Origin of the sequence: Amycolatopsis ruanii (assembly GCF_003385175.1) — a bacterium.
GTDB classification, from domain to species: Bacteria; Actinomycetota; Actinomycetes; order Mycobacteriales; family Pseudonocardiaceae; genus Amycolatopsis_E; species Amycolatopsis_E thermalba.
Genome location: NZ_PQHY01000031.1, coordinates 38,535 through 54,037, shown reverse-complemented (window position 1 = coordinate 54,037; position 15,503 = coordinate 38,535). Strand labels below are relative to the sequence as shown.

The 15,503-nt window shown below is 71.9% G+C and carries 16 protein-coding genes and 1 pseudogene; 10 read left to right on the top strand and 7 right to left on the bottom strand.

The genetic code is table 11. The features are described 5' to 3' along the window. Nucleotides 1–155 precede the first annotated feature (155 nt). On the bottom strand, nucleotides 156–1,241 hold the full coding sequence (locus D0D28_RS18490) for a magnesium and cobalt transport protein CorA (RefSeq protein WP_116111428.1): 1,086 nt from the start codon (nucleotides 1,239–1,241) through the stop codon (nucleotides 156–158). Nucleotides 1,242–1,560: 319 nt separating this feature from the next. Here D0D28_RS18490 and D0D28_RS18485 point away from each other — a divergent pair, with 319 nt between their 5' ends. Genes D0D28_RS18485 through D0D28_RS18475 form a run of 3 tightly spaced genes read left to right on the top strand, consistent with a single transcriptional unit; the run spans nucleotide 1,561 to nucleotide 4,810 of the window. Continuing rightward, on the top strand, nucleotides 1,561–2,064 hold the full coding sequence (locus D0D28_RS18485; RefSeq protein WP_116111427.1) for a MaoC family dehydratase: 504 nt from the start codon (nucleotides 1,561–1,563) through the stop codon (nucleotides 2,062–2,064). A gap of 10 nt (nucleotides 2,065–2,074) precedes the next feature. Beyond that, entirely contained in the window at nucleotides 2,075–3,178 is a 1,104-nt protein-coding gene (locus D0D28_RS18480) for a DUF2332 domain-containing protein (protein ID WP_162831112.1), read from the top strand. 39 nt (nucleotides 3,179–3,217) lie between these two features. Further along, complete coding sequence (locus D0D28_RS18475) at nucleotides 3,218–4,810, top strand: acyl--CoA ligase family protein (RefSeq protein ID WP_116111425.1); 1,593 nt, start codon at nucleotides 3,218–3,220, stop codon at nucleotides 4,808–4,810. Nucleotides 4,811–5,193: 383 nt separating this feature from the next. Here the strand turns inward: D0D28_RS18475 and D0D28_RS18470 are convergent, their stop codons facing one another. Next, nucleotides 5,194–5,595 (bottom strand): NUDIX hydrolase, encoded by a 402-nt coding sequence (locus D0D28_RS18470; RefSeq protein ID WP_094006848.1) that lies wholly within the window; start codon nucleotides 5,593–5,595, stop codon nucleotides 5,194–5,196. A gap of 163 nt (nucleotides 5,596–5,758) precedes the next feature. On the opposite strand from D0D28_RS18470, the gene D0D28_RS18465 reads away from it, so the two are divergent. Genes D0D28_RS18465 through D0D28_RS18450 form a run of 4 tightly spaced genes read left to right on the top strand, consistent with a single transcriptional unit; the run spans nucleotide 5,759 to nucleotide 8,050 of the window. Then, complete coding sequence (locus tag D0D28_RS18465) at nucleotides 5,759–5,932, top strand: hypothetical protein (RefSeq protein ID WP_085929391.1); 174 nt, start codon at nucleotides 5,759–5,761, stop codon at nucleotides 5,930–5,932. A 21-nt stretch (nucleotides 5,933–5,953) separates the two neighbouring features. Further along, nucleotides 5,954–6,514 (top strand): PH domain-containing protein, encoded by a 561-nt coding sequence (locus D0D28_RS18460; protein ID WP_017986943.1) that lies wholly within the window; start codon nucleotides 5,954–5,956, stop codon nucleotides 6,512–6,514. 46 nt (nucleotides 6,515–6,560) lie between these two features. After that, the gene (locus D0D28_RS18455; RefSeq protein ID WP_116111424.1) at nucleotides 6,561–7,418 is read left to right on the top strand and encodes a PHP domain-containing protein; all 858 of its coding nucleotides are present in this window, start codon (nucleotides 6,561–6,563) and stop codon (nucleotides 7,416–7,418) included. Between the two features lie 2 nt (nucleotides 7,419–7,420). After that, nucleotides 7,421–8,050, top strand: coding sequence for a MarC family protein (locus D0D28_RS18450; protein WP_094006846.1), 630 nt, complete (start codon nucleotides 7,421–7,423; stop codon nucleotides 8,048–8,050). A gap of 24 nt (nucleotides 8,051–8,074) precedes the next feature. Here the strand turns inward: D0D28_RS18450 and D0D28_RS18445 are convergent, their stop codons facing one another. Beyond that, nucleotides 8,075–9,505 (bottom strand): hypothetical protein, encoded by a 1,431-nt coding sequence (locus D0D28_RS18445; protein WP_116111423.1) that lies wholly within the window; start codon nucleotides 9,503–9,505, stop codon nucleotides 8,075–8,077. Nucleotides 9,506–9,527: 22 nt separating this feature from the next. After that, nucleotides 9,528–10,259, bottom strand: a complete 732-nt coding sequence (locus tag D0D28_RS18440) for an ESX secretion-associated protein EspG (protein ID WP_116111422.1) — start codon at nucleotides 10,257–10,259, stop codon at nucleotides 9,528–9,530. Between the two features lie 99 nt (nucleotides 10,260–10,358). Between D0D28_RS18440 and D0D28_RS18435 the strand changes: the two genes are divergently transcribed. Further along, the gene (locus D0D28_RS18435) at nucleotides 10,359–11,216 is read left to right on the top strand and encodes a RecB family exonuclease (protein ID WP_094006843.1); all 858 of its coding nucleotides are present in this window, start codon (nucleotides 10,359–10,361) and stop codon (nucleotides 11,214–11,216) included. A gap of 249 nt (nucleotides 11,217–11,465) precedes the next feature. Here D0D28_RS18435 and D0D28_RS18430 read toward each other — a convergent pair whose 3' ends face one another. Beyond that, nucleotides 11,466–12,020, bottom strand: a complete 555-nt coding sequence (locus D0D28_RS18430; protein ID WP_240323258.1) for a TetR/AcrR family transcriptional regulator — start codon at nucleotides 12,018–12,020, stop codon at nucleotides 11,466–11,468. A gap of 113 nt (nucleotides 12,021–12,133) precedes the next feature. Here D0D28_RS18430 and D0D28_RS18425 point away from each other — a divergent pair, with 113 nt between their 5' ends. Further along, nucleotides 12,134–12,892 (top strand): SDR family oxidoreductase, encoded by a 759-nt coding sequence (locus tag D0D28_RS18425; protein WP_116111420.1) that lies wholly within the window; start codon nucleotides 12,134–12,136, stop codon nucleotides 12,890–12,892. A 99-nt stretch (nucleotides 12,893–12,991) separates the two neighbouring features. After that, a complete protein-coding gene (locus tag D0D28_RS18420) occupies nucleotides 12,992–13,312 on the top strand; it encodes a hypothetical protein (RefSeq protein WP_240323257.1) in 321 nt (106 codons plus the stop codon). Here D0D28_RS18420 and D0D28_RS18415 read toward each other — a convergent pair. Then, nucleotides 13,309–14,139: an alpha/beta fold hydrolase gene (locus D0D28_RS18415; RefSeq protein ID WP_116111419.1), complete on the bottom strand. Its 831-nt coding sequence runs from the start codon at nucleotides 14,137–14,139 to the stop codon at nucleotides 13,309–13,311. The two genes, D0D28_RS18420 and D0D28_RS18415, sit on opposite strands and share 4 nt — an antisense overlap. Beyond that, nucleotides 14,136–15,491: pseudogene (locus D0D28_RS18410) on the bottom strand (Rv3212 family protein). The gene D0D28_RS18415 and the pseudogene D0D28_RS18410 overlap by 4 nt, the downstream one beginning before the upstream one ends. Nucleotides 15,492–15,503: the final 12 nt, after the last annotated feature.

The following is a 15,503-nucleotide window of genomic DNA, read 5'->3' as shown; positions in this document are numbered from 1 at the left end:
ACTCCTCAGCGGGCCTGCGCGAGTTCCGGGTGGTCCGCGATCAGGACCGCCACCACCGCGATCCACGTCAGGGTCAACGCGAGCGCCCAGAACTTCACGCTCGTGAGCAGTCTGGTCATGAGTCGACTCCTTTCATCGAACACTTCAGGAATGGGCTACAGCCAGTTGTTCTTCCTGAATATTCGGTAAAGAAGCAGGCAGATCCCGAGAATCAGCACGAGAACCGCCGGATAGCCGAACTGCCAGCGCAGTTCCGGCATGTAATCGAAATTCATGCCGTAGATACCCGCGATCATCGTGGGCACCGTGATCATCGCCGCCCACGAGGTGATCTTGCGCATGTCGCTGTTCTGCTGGAGCGTGATCTTGGCGACCGTCGCGTTCACCAGCGTCGTCAGCAGCTCGTCGAAGTTGCCCACCCGCTCCGACACGGTGGTCAGGTGGTCGTCGACGTCGCGGAAGTACGACCGGACCTCGTCGGGCACCAGCCGGGTGAACCCCTCGGCCAGCCGGCGCACCGGCGTGACCAGCGGCAACACCGCCCGGCGCAGCTCCAGCACCTCGCGTTTCATGAGGTAGATCTGCTCCGCGCTGACCGTCGACCGCGGCGCGAACACGCGCGCCTCCATCTCGTCGATGTCCTCCTCGATCGACGAGGTGACCTCCAGGTACTGGTCGACGATGAGGTCGGTGATGGCGTGCAGCACCGCGGCCGGGCCGTTCACCAGCCGCTCCGGGTCCTCGTCGAGCTCACGGCGCAGCCGCGCCAGCCCGGAGTGCGCCCCGTGCCGGACGGTGATGATGAAGTCCAGCCCGAGGAACGCCATCAGCTCGCCGCTCTCCACGATCTCGTTGGCCGTGGTGGGCGACTCGTGCTCGACGTAGCGGACCGTCTTGAGCACCATGAACAACGTGTCGTCGTAGCGCTCCAGCTTCGGCCGCTGGTGCGCCTGCACGGCGTCCTCGACGGCCAGCTCGTGCAGGCCGTAGACCTCCGCGATGCCCTGGATCTGCTGCTGGTCGGGCTCGTGCAGGCCGATCCAGACGAACCCGTCACGCCGGCGCCGGACCTCCTTGATGGCCTCGGCGTGCGTCCAGCGCCCGGGCAGCCGTTCGCCGTCGACGTACACGGCGCAGTCGACGATGTAGGCCGACACCGGGACCGGCACGGGCGGCTCGACCCGGGTCGACCGGCCGTTGCCCCGGCCGCGCAGGCCACCGAGGGAGGGAATCGCAGGCATGGGATCTCCTGGCTTTCGCAGTGCGTACCACGACCGCCGGGCGGGCAGGAATGCGTCCGCTCGGCACTGACCAGCGTTTTCCCGGGCGAAAAGAGACCTAACGGCCGGAGAGGATTCCGGCCATGCGGAGGGAAACGCTGGGTTTACTAGGGAGCGGACTATCGCCACTACTCATCGTGCGTTCCTCACCTCCTCCAGCCGGACCGGCAACGTGGCGGCTGTCGCGTTGACGCACCGCCTCCATTGGCCGAGGGTACTCCTCAACATCAGTTGACGTCGCTCCAGGTCGGTGTGGCGTTACCCGCAGGGAGGTCGAGCGGTGCAGTTCGGGCGGTATTTCGAGGAGTTCGAGGTGGGCGCGGTGTACAAGCACTGGCCCGGCAAGACGGTGACCGAGTACGACGACCACCTGTTCTGCCTGCTCACCATGAACCACCACCCGCTGCACATGGACGCCCACTACGCGGCCGAGACCACCGACTTCGGCAAGAACGTCGTGGTGGGCAACTACGTCTACTCGCTGCTGCTGGGCATGTCGGTGCCGGACGTGTCGGGCAAGGCGATCGCGAACCTGGAGATCGAATCGCTCCGGCACGTCAAGCCGACCTTCCACGGTGACACCATCTACGGTGAGACCGAGGTGCTGGACAAGACCCCGTCGAAGTCGAAGGACGACCGGGGCGTGGTGTACGTGGAGACCCGGGGCTACAAGCAGGACGGCACGATCGTGTGCATCTTCCGCCGCAAGGTCCTGGTGCCGAAGCAGAACTACGGTGAGGCGCGTGGGGGCGAGCAACCGGGCCGTCCCGTTCCGCACGAGTGAGGGAGAGCGCGTGACGATCGGGTTGGCCGAAGCCAAGCGGCAGCTGAGCGAGTTCGCCGGGAGCGCGGCGGGCGAGTCGCCGCTCTACGAGCACCTCGCGTCGAAGGCCGCCAAGGACGACGAGGTGGCCGGCCTGCTGGCCGCCGCGCCCGGCGGGGCGAGCCCGGCGCTGCTGTTCGCGGTCGCGCACCGGCTCATCCAGGCCGACCCGATCCACCCGCTCTCGCGCTACTACCCGTCGCTGGGCGGGTTCGACGGCGTCGACGGCCAGACCTGGCCGGTGTTCCGCGAGTTCCTGCTCGCGCACGCGGACGACGCGGCCGGGATGCTCGCGTCGAAGTCGCTGGCGAACAACGAGGTGCGCCGGGCCGCGTCGGCCTTCCCCGGGGTCGCGATGGCCGCCAAGCAGGCCGGCGGCAAGATCGCGTTGATCGAGGTCGGCACCGCGGGCGGGTTGCTGCTGGGGATGGACAGGTTCGCCTACCGGTACCAGTGCGACGGTGGCGAGCAGCTGGTCGCCGGGCCGGCCAAGGCTGCCGTCGGGCTGCACTGCGCGCTCGACCTGGCGCCCGGCGCGGTGCTGCCGAAGCTGCCGAAGAAGCTGACCGTCGCCGCGCGGGTCGGGCTCGACCCGGCGCCGCTGGATCTGTCCGATGAGGACGAGCTGGCGTGGCTGGAGGCGTGCGTGTGGGCCGACCAGCCGGACCGGGTGCGGCTGCTGCGGGCGGCGGCGCTGGCGCAGCGCAAGTCGCCGCCGGAGATCATCGCCGCGGGCGCGGTCGGCGGGTTCGACGAGGCGGTGTCCCGGGTGCCCGCGGACCTGCCGCTGGTGGTGCTCACCAGCCGGACCATGGGCCACATCCCGGACGCCGACCGCGCCGAGTTCCTGTCCCGCATGGCCGCGCTGGGCCAGACGCGTCCACTGTGGTGGGTCATGGACGAGACGTACGAGCACGGGCTGTCCGCGGTGCTGCCGGGCCGGGACGAGCTGGCCTTCGCCCGGGACGGCCTGACGACGCTCGGGCTGGCGCGGCGCACCGCGGACGGCTGGGACGCCGTCGCCCTGGCCCGCACCACGCGCTACGGCGCCCGGATGACCTGGCTGGCCGCCTAGCTGTTGTGTGGCCGGGCCCACTGCGGTGAGGATGTGGTCATGGCTGAGGACACGTGGTTCACCCCGCTCACCCCGCTGGCGTTCCTGGAGCGCTCCGCCGAGGTCTTCGCCGACAAGGAGGCCATCGTCTACGGCGAGCGCCGCGTGACCTACCGCGAGTTCGCCGCCGAGGCGACGCGCGTGGCGCGGGCGCTGCGGGCGAGCGGTATCGAGCCCGGGGACCGCGTGGCGTACCTGCTGCCGAACATCCCGGAGATGCTGGTCGCGCACTTCGCGGTGCCGCTCGCCGGCGCGGTGCTGGTCGCGATCAACACCCGGCTCGCGCCGGCCGAGATCCGCTACATCCTCCAGCACTCCGGGGCGAAGGTGCTGGTCGTGGACGCCGCGTTGCACGCCTCGGTGCCGCCGGACGCCGGCGTGGACATCGTGACGGTGGTCGACGGCGCGGGGCCGGATCCGGCCGTCGGCGGCATCACCTACGACGAGCTGCTGGCGCGCGGCAGCGACGAGCCGCTGCCGTGGCGCGTCGCGGACGAGCGGTCGACGATCTCGATCAACTACACCTCCGGGACGACGGGACGGCCCAAGGGCGTCCAGTGCCACCACCGGGGCGCGTACCTGAACTCGCTCGCCGAGATCATCCATTCGGGTCATTCGCCGGAGTCGAAGTACCTGTGGACGCTGCCGATGTTCCACTGCAACGGCTGGTGCACGACGTGGGCGGTCACCGCGATCGGCGGCACGCACGTGTGCCTGCGGGCGGTCGACGCGGCGGAGATCTGGCGGCTGCTGGACGGCGAGGGCATCACGCACCTCAACGGCGCGCCGACGGTGCTGAACACGATCGCGGGCTACTCCGGGGCGCATCCGCTGTCGCGCGAGGTCGTGGTGACCACGGCCGGGGCGCCGCCGTCGCCGACCGTGATCCGGCGGATGACGGACCTGGGCGCGCGGCTGGTGCACGTGTACGGGCTGACCGAGACGTACGGCCCGTACACGGTGTGCGAGGCGCAGGAGGGGTGGATCAAGCTCGACATCGCCGAGCGGAGCAGGCTGATGGCGCGGCAGGGCGTCGGGATGCTGGTGACCGACGGGATCCGCGTGGTGGACGAGCAGATGCGCGACGTGCCCCGCGACGGCGTCACGATGGGCGAGGTCGTGATGCGCGGGAACAACGTGATGTCCGGCTACTTCGCCGACCCCGAGGCGACGGAGAAAGCGTTTCGCGGCGGCTGGTTCCACTCCGGCGACCTGGGCGTGTGGCACCCGGACGGCTACATCCAGCTGCGTGACCGGGCGAAGGACATCATCGTCTCGGGCGGCGAGAACATCTCGACGATCGAGGTGGAGGCGGCGCTGGACTCGCACGAGGCCGTCGCGGAGGTCGCGGTGGTCGGCGTCCCGGACGAGAAGTGGGGCGAGCGGCCCAAGGCGTACGTCGTGCTGCGCCCCGGGGCCGCGGTGACGGCCGAGGAGCTGCGGTCGCACGTGCGGGAGCAGATCGCGCGCTTCAAGGTGCCGGACCGGGTGGAGTTCGTGGCGGCGCTGCCGAAGACCTCGACGGGGAAGATCCAGAAGTTCCAGCTGCGCGAACGGGACTGGAGTGGCGCGGAGAGCCGCATCCAGGGCTGAAAGCGCCCTCAGCAGCGCGGAGGCGGCTCGCTCCGCGGGAACAACGCGCCCCTGCGGGGCGGCTCGGCACGAAGGCAGCGCGTTTCCGTCGGCTCGCCACAGCCGACAGGCCGCCGCGAGCAGCGATTTTCGCCGCAGCCGAGGCGTCGCCTCGGCAGCCGAGTTGCTGCTGCGGGGGAGGTTGGGGTGTCGCTGGTGGCGGTGTGCTGGCCGGGTCGCCGCGTATTGGCCCGGTGAGGTGGCGGTTTCGCCGCAGCCGAGGTGTCGCCTCGGCTGCCGAGTCGCTGCTGCGAAGAAAGGTGGGCGTCGCCGCGAGTGGGGTGCCGCCCGGGCCGCTCCTCGCCCGGCGAAGTGGCCCTGGGTTCCGCTGCCGGAAAGCGCCCTCAGCAGCGCGGCAGCATCTCCCAGCCACGCAGTGTGTCCGCCAGCCCATCGGTCAGCGCGAGCGCCGTGAAGGTCGCTTCGTCGACCCAGCGCACGTCGGCCGCGTCGTCGCCCGCCTGCAGGAAACCGCTCTCCACCTGGCAGACGTAGTCGTAGATCTCGTAGCGGCCGCGGACCACGTGCCCCGCCAGCGCGCCCGGCCGGACCACGAGACCGGTCTCCTCGCGCATCTCCCGGACCAGGGCCTCACTGTCCGTTTCGCCCGGTTCGACGCGTCCGCCGGGGATCGACCACAGTCCGCGTCCGGGCTCGTTCGCGCGCTGGACGAGCAGCAACCGGCCCTCGTGATCGTGCAAGATCCCGCCTACGCACCGCACGGACACCGGGCGAATCCCGCTCATGAGGGCAGCCTAACCCGGTCCCGCCGGACGCGGAGAGTAACCAACCGATTAGATCACAGCCGGACACTGACCCAAGCGCGGGACTTACCTCCCGTAACCCTGCGGAGTGCGGTACAACGTTACTGGTGAGCTTGCCAGTCCGATGCCGGAGTAAGAGACGGGATTGATCGTTGTGAACGCGAAGAAGATTGCCGGGCTCGTGGGTATCGCGTTGGTGCTGTTCTTCGTGATCGCCCAGCCGGGCAACGCGGCCAACCTGGTCAGCAACATCGTCGACTTCCTGCGTGAATCGGCCGAGGCCGTCATCACCTTCGTCAGCAACGTGTTCACTTCGTAGGCGGCCGGATAGGCTGGCTTGATGTTCGCCCCCCGGGATCCCGACGAGTACCTGCTCGACACCGAGCGGCGCGTGGTTCGGGTCCGCAGGCACTGGGCCTTCCTGGCCTGGGACACCTTCGAGACGATCGCCCTGCTCGCGATCTGCGTGATGGTGTCCTACCTGCTGCCACCGTCCCTGTGGGTGGTCCAGAACATCCTCTGGTACGCGGCGCTGCTCGTGGTCGTCGTGTACGCGTTCAAGGTCATCGAGTGGTGGGTCGAACGCCTGGTGGTGACCGACAAGCGGTTCGTGCTCACCAGCGGCGTCATCACCACCAAGGTCGCGATGATGCCGATCTCGAAGGTCACCGACCTGACCTACGAACGCTCGGCGTGGGGCCGGATGTTCGGCTACGGCACGGTCGTCGTCGAGTCGGCCGGTCAGATCCAGGCGCTGAACCGGATCGAGTTCCTGCCGAGCCCGGAGGAGTTCTACGACACCATCTCCGAACTCGTCTTCGGCGACAAGCACAAGCAGAGCGAGCGCTTCTCCATGATCAAGGCCCAGCGCCTGGCGCGCGGCAAGAAGATCGTCGGTTGAGGTGTCGTCGTGCCTGGTCGGCCGTGTGCCGGCCGGGTAGGCGACAATGATTCCGATGCGCATCGATCTGCACACCCACTCCACCGTGTCGGACGGCACGGACACGCCGGCCGAACTGGTGGCCACCGCCGGCGCCGCGGGGCTCGACGTGGTCGCGCTGACCGACCACGACACCACGGCCGGCTGGGCCGCGGCGGCCGCGGCGCTGCCGCCGGGTCTCACGCTCGTGCCCGGCGCCGAGCTGTCGTGCGTGAGCAGTTTCGGCGTCAGCATCCACCTGCTGGCCTACCTGTTCGACCCGGCGTCCCCGGCGATCGTGGCCGAGCAGACCCGGCTGCGGCAGGAGCGCCGCACCCGGCTGCGGGCGATGGCGGTGCGGATGCAGGCCGACGGCCTGCCGATCGACGCCGACGAGCTGCTCGAATCGCTCGGTCCGGACTCCCCGGCCGGCCGTCCGCACCTCGCGCAGGCCCTGGTGCGGGCCGGGCTGGTGACGAGCGTGGACCAGGCGTTCGCCGAGTACCTGGGCGCCGGCCGCGGCTACTACCTGCCGCGGCAGGACACGCCGGTGGAGCGGGCGATCGAGATGATCGCCGAGGCCGGTGGCGTGACCGTGTTCGCGCACCCGTTCGCGCGCAGCCGCGGGCGGATCGTGTCGGCGGAGTACATCGTCGGGCTGGCGGAGCTCGGGCTGACCGGGCTCGAGGTCGACCACCCCAACCACGACGAGGCCACGCGCGCCGAGCTGCGCGGGCTGGCCGATGAGCTGGGGCTGGTGCAGACCGGGTCCAGCGACTACCACGGCACGAACAAGACGATCCCGATCGGTGCGGAGAACACCGATCCCGAGCAGTTCGAGGCGCTCATCGACAAGGCGTCCGGCGCGCGGATCGTGGTGGGCTGACCTTGGCGGTCGCCGACTTCTTCGACGCGAAGCTGTTCCTGGAGGCGTCGATCACGCTGGTCGTGATCATGGACCCGCCGGGGACCGTGCCGGTGTTCCTCAGTCTGGTCGGCCGCAAGCCGCCCGCCGTGCGGGCGCGGGCGGCGCGGCAGGCGGTGCTGGTGTCGCTGCTGGTGATCTCGCTGTTCGCGATCGCGGGGCAGGCGATCCTGGCCTACCTGGGGATCGGGGTGCCCGCGCTGCAGGGGGCGGGCGGGCTGCTCCTGCTGCTCATCGCGCTGGACCTGCTGACCGGCCGCGGCGCGACGAGCGAGCCGAACGTGGTGGAGGACGTGAACGTCGCCCTGGTGCCGCTGGGCACGCCGCTGCTGGCGGGCCCGGGAGCGATCGCCGCGACGATCGTCTTCGTGCGGCAGGCGGCCGGGCACGTGGGCGCGTACGTGGCGCTGGCCTGCGCGATCGTCGCGGTGCACATCGTGATCTACGCGTGCATGCGGTTCTCCGGCGTGGTGATCCGGCTCATCAAGGAAAGCGGTATCACGCTGCTGGCGAAGATCGCGGGTCTGCTGCTGGCCGCGATCGCCGTGGAACTGGTCGCGAACTCGGTGCGCGGCTTCATCGAGGGCGGCTGACGCTCCACCGGCGACGCGCAGGTGTCAGCCGCCGATCACCGGCGGGCTGATGCGGTTGCCGTTCTCGTCGGTGCCGCCCTCGTGGCCGAAGATGCTGTCCGGATCGTCTTCGAGCAGGTACGCGGGCCGCTCGTGGTCCTTGTCCTCCTCCTTCTTCGAGTTGCCTGCCGGACCGGCCAGGCCCGTCCCGGACGCGCCGGCCTTGCCCGCCGCTCCGGCGCGGCCGCTGTTCGCGCTTTCCGCGGCGGCCCGCGCGCCCGGCTCACCGACCCCGGCCTTGCGGCCCGCCGCCGGTTCCTGGCCCGCGGCGCCGCCGAGACGGCCCGCCGCGCCACCGGCGGCCCGGCCACCCACGCCCGCCCGCGGCGGGACACCGGCACGGCCCGCACCCGCACCCGGGCGCGGTGACGTGCGGGTCTGGTCGGCCTGGCCCGGCGCGATCGGCATCATGCCCGCCCCGGCCGAGGTCCCCGAGCTGCCGGGAACCGTCGTGCCGGGGGAGCGGCCCCAGCCACCGGCGTGGTCGGCGAAACCGGCGGCCGGTGACGCACCGGTGGTCGGTCCGGCGCCCGGCAGCGGCACCGTGGGCGGCGCGATGCTCCCGACGGTCCGCACCCCGCCCGGGGAACCACCCATCGGGCCGACCCCGCCCGAACTCGACGCGATGGTGCTGTCGTTGGCGGCGAACTGCGGGGTCGTCGTCCCGCCGGTGTCGGGTTGCGCGGTCGGCGTCGCGTACACGGGCTGGGTCGAGCCGCCGGAGTGCAGCATCAGATCCCGCTGCGCCAGGACCGCCGCGGCCTCCTGCTGGGCCTGGTGCTGGAGCGCGGCCTGGTTCTGCATGTCGTTCATGGTGGCGGTGGCGGCCTGCCAGTCCCCGCCCGCGAGCTGCTGCCGGGCGGCGGCGACCGATTCCTCGACCGACCGGCCCGCCGGTTCCGGCATGCTGTTGCGCGCCTGAGAGAGGGCCGCGGAGGTCTGCGAATAGCGGTTGGCCGACAGGAAGGCCGCGTCCTTCGAGCTGTCCGCCCAGGTCGCGAGCGTGTTGAAGTAGCCGAAGGCGGAGTTCGCGCCGTCGCCCTGCCAGCCGGCCTGCTCCTTGGCGACACCCTGCCGGAGCGCGGAGGCCATCTCGCCGAAGGCGTTGCCGAGGTCGTTGACGATGGTGCCCTGCTCGTCGACCTCCTCCGGGGAGACACCGTCGGTGACCATCGTCTTCAGCTGCTCGTGCGGCACCCCGTCGTAGAGCTGGTCCGAGGGCGGCAGGCCGTCGCGGTAGGCGCCGCCCTCGGCCTGCAGCTTCCGCGTGTAGATCTGGCCGGACTTGATCGAGTAGCCGCCCGCGACCGCCTCGGCGTCCGGCCCGAAGAACTTGCCGGCGGACTTCCCCGCGGTCTCGGCGTAGACCTCCGACTCGTACCGGCGACGCGAGTAACCGTTGTCAGGCTGCGTCATGGCTCCCCATCCTCCCCTGGACTCAGCGATGCACCGCGGTCAGGTGCTGGTTGACCCGGTCCCGCACCCACTGGCCGATGCGCGCCCGGTCGGCCGGGGTGAACGTGTGCCGCTGCGCGCCGTCGGGCAGGTGCTCCACCGTGGTGAAGAACCGGCCGTCCGGGGTGTCGAACCAGGTCAGGCGGCCCGCGTCCACCCCGCGGACCGAGCACGAAACCACCCCGGCCCGCAGCGGCGGCGCCGCGAAGTACCGGTCCGCGACGCGCTTCTCCCGCGGCGGCTCCCCGCCGCCGAACAGATCGCCGCCGCGGGGCTGCGACACGTAGTTGACGGGCGCGATGCGCACCGGCGGCACCTCCGGCAGCGGGTCGAGCAGTTGCGGGAGCACCTGGCCCGCACGCAGCTCGTGGAACGTGACGTCGTCGCCGGTCTGGCGGCTCAGCACGCCGTGTTGGCCGGCCCAGCCGCCGCGCGCCAGGATCTGCGCGTCGGTGGTCAGCTCGGCCACGACCTGGGTGACGAGCACCTCGGGCCGCGCCCACAGCCGCAGCAGGTCCTCGAACTCGGGTTGCAGCCGGTCCCGCGACATGCGTCCGAGCCGGTGCCAGTGCTCGAACACGCGCCGCCGCTGCTCGGCCCGCTCGGTCCGGGTCCCGCTCACGAACGGGACCTTGTGCGGGTAGACGAACCTCCCGAGGCCCAGTTCCTCGTCGAGGATGTCCAGTTCGGCCGGCGCCGCTTCGAACGTCAACACGCACTGCCCCCTGATCCGAATGCCAACCGCCCAGATCATATGCGCAGCGGGGCGCGGGCGGAGCCGAAAGTGTCGGAGGTGGTGCGTACCGTAGTGAGCGTGGAGCAACTGGGGTTCGAGTTCGCGGTCCAGCCGCGGCGGTTGACGAAGGTGAGCCCGGCGCGGCTGGCCACCTTCGCGGACTGCCCGCGCCGGTATCGCCTGGCCTACCTCGACCGGCCGACCCCGCAGCGCACGGGGCCGTGGGCGCACAGCACGCTCGGCGCGGTCGTGCACAACGCGTTGCGTGCGCTGTTCGACCTGCCGCCCGCGCGCCGCACGCCGGAGCGCGCCGCGGCGCTGTTGTCGGAGCACTGGCAGGACGCCGGTTTCGCCGACGCCGAGCAAGCCGCGACGTACCGCGCGCGTGCCAAGCAGTGGGTGGCCGAGTACGTCGAGCAGCACGACGTGACCAGCGATCCGGTGGGCATCGAGCGCTGGGTGTCGGCGCCGGTGAACCCGGAGCCGGGGCAGCCGGCGTCGATGATCATCGAGGGCCGCGCGGACCGGATCGACCAGCGCGGCGGCGAGCTGGTGATCGTGGACTACAAGACGGGCCGCCGCGCGCCGGACGAGTACGAGGCCCGCAGCTCGCAGGCGCTGGCGATGTACGCGGTGGCGGCCGAGCGGACGTTGCGGCGGCCGTGCACGAAGGTCGAGCTGCACCACCTGCCCAGCGGCACGGTCGCGGAGGCGACGCACACGCCGGACAGCCTGCGGCGGCACCTGCGGCGCGCGGAGGAGACCGCGGAGGACGTCCGGCTGGCCACGGACACCCTGGAAGCCGGCGGCGACGGCGACGTGCTGTTCCCCGCCCGCCCCGACCGCCGCTGCGGCTGGTGCGACTTCCGCCCCAGCTGCGAGGCCGGACAGGCGGCCGCCGCGGCGGCGAAGCCGTGGGAGCTGCTGGCGCCGTAGGGGCGAGGCCGGGCTCAGGAGCCCCGCTCGGCAGCGGGCGGTGGCGGTTGCTGGCGCCGTAGGTGTGGGGCTGACCGCGTGGCTGGTGTGTGCGGCCGGACCGTGGGGGTCGTTGGCGCCGTAGGTGTGGCCGGGCGGTCGGCTGGTGTGGGTCGAGGTCGTGGGGGTTGCGGTGCCGGGTGGTTCTCGCCCAGCCGCCGATGGGGTGACCGGCCGGCCGCGGCACGAATTCCCTCGGAAACTCCAGAGTCAGGTCGCGCCGCCCTCCGCGGCGTCACCGAAGGCGGCGGCTTGTGCTTGCGCGATGAGGGCCGGTAGCGAGGTCTTCCCGTCCTCCTCGGCCCAGCGCACCAGCGCCGTGTGCATCGCGGCCAGACAGGCTCCGGCCGCTGCTCGGGCTTGGAACGTCCCCTCGGGGTCGGTCACGCCGAGGGCGTCCACGATCGCCTCCTGCAGGGCGTAGTGGTTGTCCAGGTGCCTGGCCCGCAGTGCCGGTGCCGAGATCATCAGCCGGAGACGCGCGAGCAGGTGCCGCCTCGTCGCGGGGTCACCCTCGGTCAGCGTCGCCGTCGCGTCGACGAGTGCCCTGCCGATCCGGCGGACCAGCGGCTGCGCCGGCGAAGTCGCGGCGAGCCGCTCGGCGACGAGCCCGCCGAGCTGGTCGGCGAGCACGAGGTCTTCCTTCGTGGGGAAGTGCCGGTACACGGTCATCGCCGAAACACCCGCGGCCTCGGCGACCTCGTTCACGGTCGTCGCGTCGTAGCCGCGTTCGGTGAACAACCGCACCGCGTGCGCCTGGATCACGCGCTGCGTTTCGGCTCGTTGTCGCGCCCGCAACGTTGATTGCCGCTCAGCCACCTGGTAGACAGTACCGCAATGGTAGTCACTAACAATTCGGTGGCAGCTAACAGACTGGGGTGATCGGTGTGCGAACGGCTTTGGTGACCGGGGCATCGCGTGGCATCGGACGGGCGATCGCGGCTCGCCTCGCCGCGCAGGGGGCGGTGGTGGTCGTGCACTTCGGCACGGACGCCGAGGGCGCGGCGGCGACGGTCGCCGAGATCGAACGCGACGGTGGGCGCGCGTTCGCCGTCGGGGCGCGGCTGGGTGTGGACGACGACGTCGAAACGCTCTTCGCGGGCGTCGAGTCCGCCTTGGCGGGGCGGCCGCTGGACATCCTCGTCAACAACGCCGCGGCCGCACCCGCCGGACCGCTCGGAGCCACGACGCGGACCGAGTTCGACCACCTCTTCGCCGTCAACGTGCGTGCGCCGTACTTCATCATCCAGCGCGCGTTGCCGCTGTTCCGCGACGGCGGCCGCATCATCACGATCTCGTCGGTCGCGACCCGGATGGCCAACCCGGCCCAGACCTCGTTCGCCATGACGAAGGGGGCCGTGGAAACGATGAGCATGACGTTGGCCAACGAACTCGGTGCCCGGGGCATCACGGTGAACGCGGTCGCTCCCGGCGCCACGCGGACGGCGACCAACGGTTCCGCGTTCGAGGCCCCGGGCCTGGCCGAGTTCATCGCCGGCTCGACGGCGCTGAACCGCCTCGGCGAATCCGGCGACATCGCCGACGTGGTCGCGTTCCTCGCCTCCGACGCGGCGCGCTGGATCACCGGTCAGGTCATCGACGCCAGTGGCGGCCTGTTCCTCGGGCCGCGCGCCTGACCGGGATCCCCGGTGCGGGTGGTCCCGATTCGGCCCGTCGCGGGCGTGGTGGAATCCTCGGGGGTCCCGGTCGAGGAGTGGAACAGGGTGAGCGAGGACATGACGGACACCGAAGAGCTGGCGCTGGCCCCGGCGCGTGGCCGGAGCCGGACGGCCCGGCGGTGGCGCGGGCTCACCGGCTCGCTGGCGGCCGGGCTCGTCGCGCTGGCTGTGCTCGTGCTTGGTGCCGGGCTGCTGTGCGCCTTCCTCGACGTCCCCGGGCCGGGTGCCGCGCCGATGATCGCCCACCCGGCGGCCGCCGTGCTGGCCCTTCTCGCGCAGCGCGTCGCCGATCGGAAGGACGGGGTTCTCGCCGGCGCCGCCGGGCTCGCGGTGCTGATGATCCTCGCCGGCGCGTTGTGGACCTTCTGGTGGGCCTAACCCAGCCACTCCCGCCACGCGCGTAGCAGCACCCGCAGCAACGCGGCCGGGTTTTCGGTGTTCGGGGAGTGCGCGGCGCCGCGGATGAGTTCGAACGGCGCGCCCAGCCGCGCGGCCATCTCGCGCTGCGCCGCCACGCTCCACGCGTCGTCCCACTCGCCCGCGACCACCAGCGTCGGGACGCCCGTCGCGGCGAGGGCGTCCACCAGGTCCGGCTCGGTCCGCAGGCCGTCGGCCATGCCCAGCAACCCCACCGGGCTCGACGCCAGGAACCGCAACCGCAGGAACTCCTTCAGGTCCGCCGGCATCGCCGCCCACATCGGTGACCGCGCGCTCACCTGCTCCCGCACCCGGTACACCTCGTCCAGCCCGGACGTCCGCAACACCGGCTCACACGCCCCCAGCGCCCGCCGCCGGGCGCCGTCGGGCAACTCGCCGGGGCCGCTGTCCAGCAACGTCAACCCCACGACCGGCGCGCCCGCCAGCACCGCCGCCCGCGCGACCAGCCCGCCGTAGGAGTGGCCGAGCAACACCACCGGCCCCTCGACATCGGCGACCAGCTCGGCCACCACCGAACCCAGCGCGGACGGCAGATAAGCCTTCTCGTCCGGCGGGCCGGGCGACTCGAACTGGCCCGGCAGATCGATCGCGACCGCGCGGAAACCACCGTCCGCCAAGCCGTCCAGCAGCGGGGCGAAGTCCTCTTTGGACCCCGTGTACCCGGGCACCAGGACGGCCGTCGCCGTCGCGGGAGCCGGTGTGCGCAGCGCCGCCAGGCCCCGCAGCCGCACCTTCTCGGCCCCGTGCGGCGTGAGCTGACCGGTCACGACAACGCGACCAGCGTGTTCCCGCGCTGCTCGAACAGCACCGGTCCGAGCGCGGCCAGGCGCACCGGTCCGGTGTAGCCGTGCCGGTCCACCGCGATGGTGCGGATCGTCGACCCGTCCGACTCGTTGAGCACCGCCAGCCCGCCCTGGATCGGCACGACCAGCTGGTGCGCGAACGTGATGCCCGGCCCCAGCGCGCTGTTCAACGTCCACAGTGGAGTGAGATCGTCCCGGGACAGCGCCATCGTCTTCGAGCCGGTGAACCAGTACACGTTCGCCGACGTGGTCGACGTGACCGGCGCCAGGCCCACCGGGTCCTGCGCCAGGTCCGACGCCGGCACGTCCAGCGGGTACGCCGCCGTCTGCTCGCCGTCGGCGTCGTACCGCACCAGCAGCCGCTGGTCCGGCAGCGCGACCGCCGTGTAGTCACCGGACATCGCGACCAGCTTCGCGTTGTGCCCGGCCACGATCGCGCTGAACGACACCTGCGGCTCGTCCGACTCCTTCGGCACGGCCTTCATCACCGTCAGCCGGTCTCCCGGATCGCCGGGGCAGCGCTCGATCACGCCGATCCGCCCGGACGCCATCGCGACCGACCCGTACGTGCACCCGGTGCGCGGCTGCTTGCCGGGGTTCACCAGGGCGGGGACCTTGCCGTACTCGTTGGTCTCCACGAGGTCGTCCCGCCAGGTCACGAGCAGCTCGGACCCGGTCGCGGTGACCTGGCTGCCGTCGGTCACCAGCCGCGTGCCCAGCGGCGCGCTGCCGGTGCGCTGCGCCTTGCGCAGCCCGGTGTCGATGCCGAGCCCGACCACCTCGGAGCAGCCGGACTCGCCGTTCACCCCGTCCTTGCGGTACACCGCCAGCACCCGGCCCCAGGCCTCGGCAGCGGTGCACAACGTCAGGTCGCGGGCGTAGCGCCAGCGCACCGCGCCGGTGAGCGGGTCGCGACCGGCGATCTCACCGCCGTTCGCGGTCGCCACCGCCGTGCCCTCGGCGATCGGGACCGGGGCCGCGTCGCTGGGCGCCTGCCACAGCTCACGCAGCGTCGCCGGCACCGTCGCGGGCGAGGGCGGCAGGGGAGTGCCCGGCGCGGACGTCTCCTGGGTCGTCGCGCGGTTCGCGCTACCGGCCCAGATGACGACGCCGGTGACGACCACGACGACGGTGATCGCGACCGCGATCACCCGGTCGCGTGGCCGGTTCCACGGCGACGGCCGCTCGCGTCACGGCCGCTGGGGAGCCGGCGCCGGGGCGGGAGCACCGGCCAGCACGTCCTCCGCGCCGATCGGCCCGGCGGCCGCATCGCCCTCGGGACGGCGGTGCCGTCCTCCCGCCTCGGGCTCGCTCACGTTCCTGCTCCC

Coding starts and splice junctions, on each gene's coding strand:
- D0D28_RS18470 (WP_094006848.1), bottom strand. CDS start 5,595: ATGAGCGGGATTCGCCCGGTGTCCGTGCGGTGCGTAGGCGGGATCTTG.
- D0D28_RS18445 (WP_116111423.1), bottom strand. CDS start 9,505: ATGACGCAGCCTGACAACGGTTACTCGCGTCGCCGGTACGAGTCGGAG.
- D0D28_RS18475 (WP_116111425.1), top strand. CDS start 3,218: ATGGCTGAGGACACGTGGTTCACCCCGCTCACCCCGCTGGCGTTCCTG.
- D0D28_RS18455 (WP_116111424.1), top strand. CDS start 6,561: ATGATTCCGATGCGCATCGATCTGCACACCCACTCCACCGTGTCGGAC.
- D0D28_RS18420 (WP_240323257.1), top strand. CDS start 12,992: ATGACGGACACCGAAGAGCTGGCGCTGGCCCCGGCGCGTGGCCGGAGC.
- D0D28_RS18460 (WP_017986943.1), top strand. CDS start 5,954: ATGTTCGCCCCCCGGGATCCCGACGAGTACCTGCTCGACACCGAGCGG.
- D0D28_RS18490 (WP_116111428.1), bottom strand. CDS start 1,241: ATGCCTGCGATTCCCTCCCTCGGTGGCCTGCGCGGCCGGGGCAACGGC.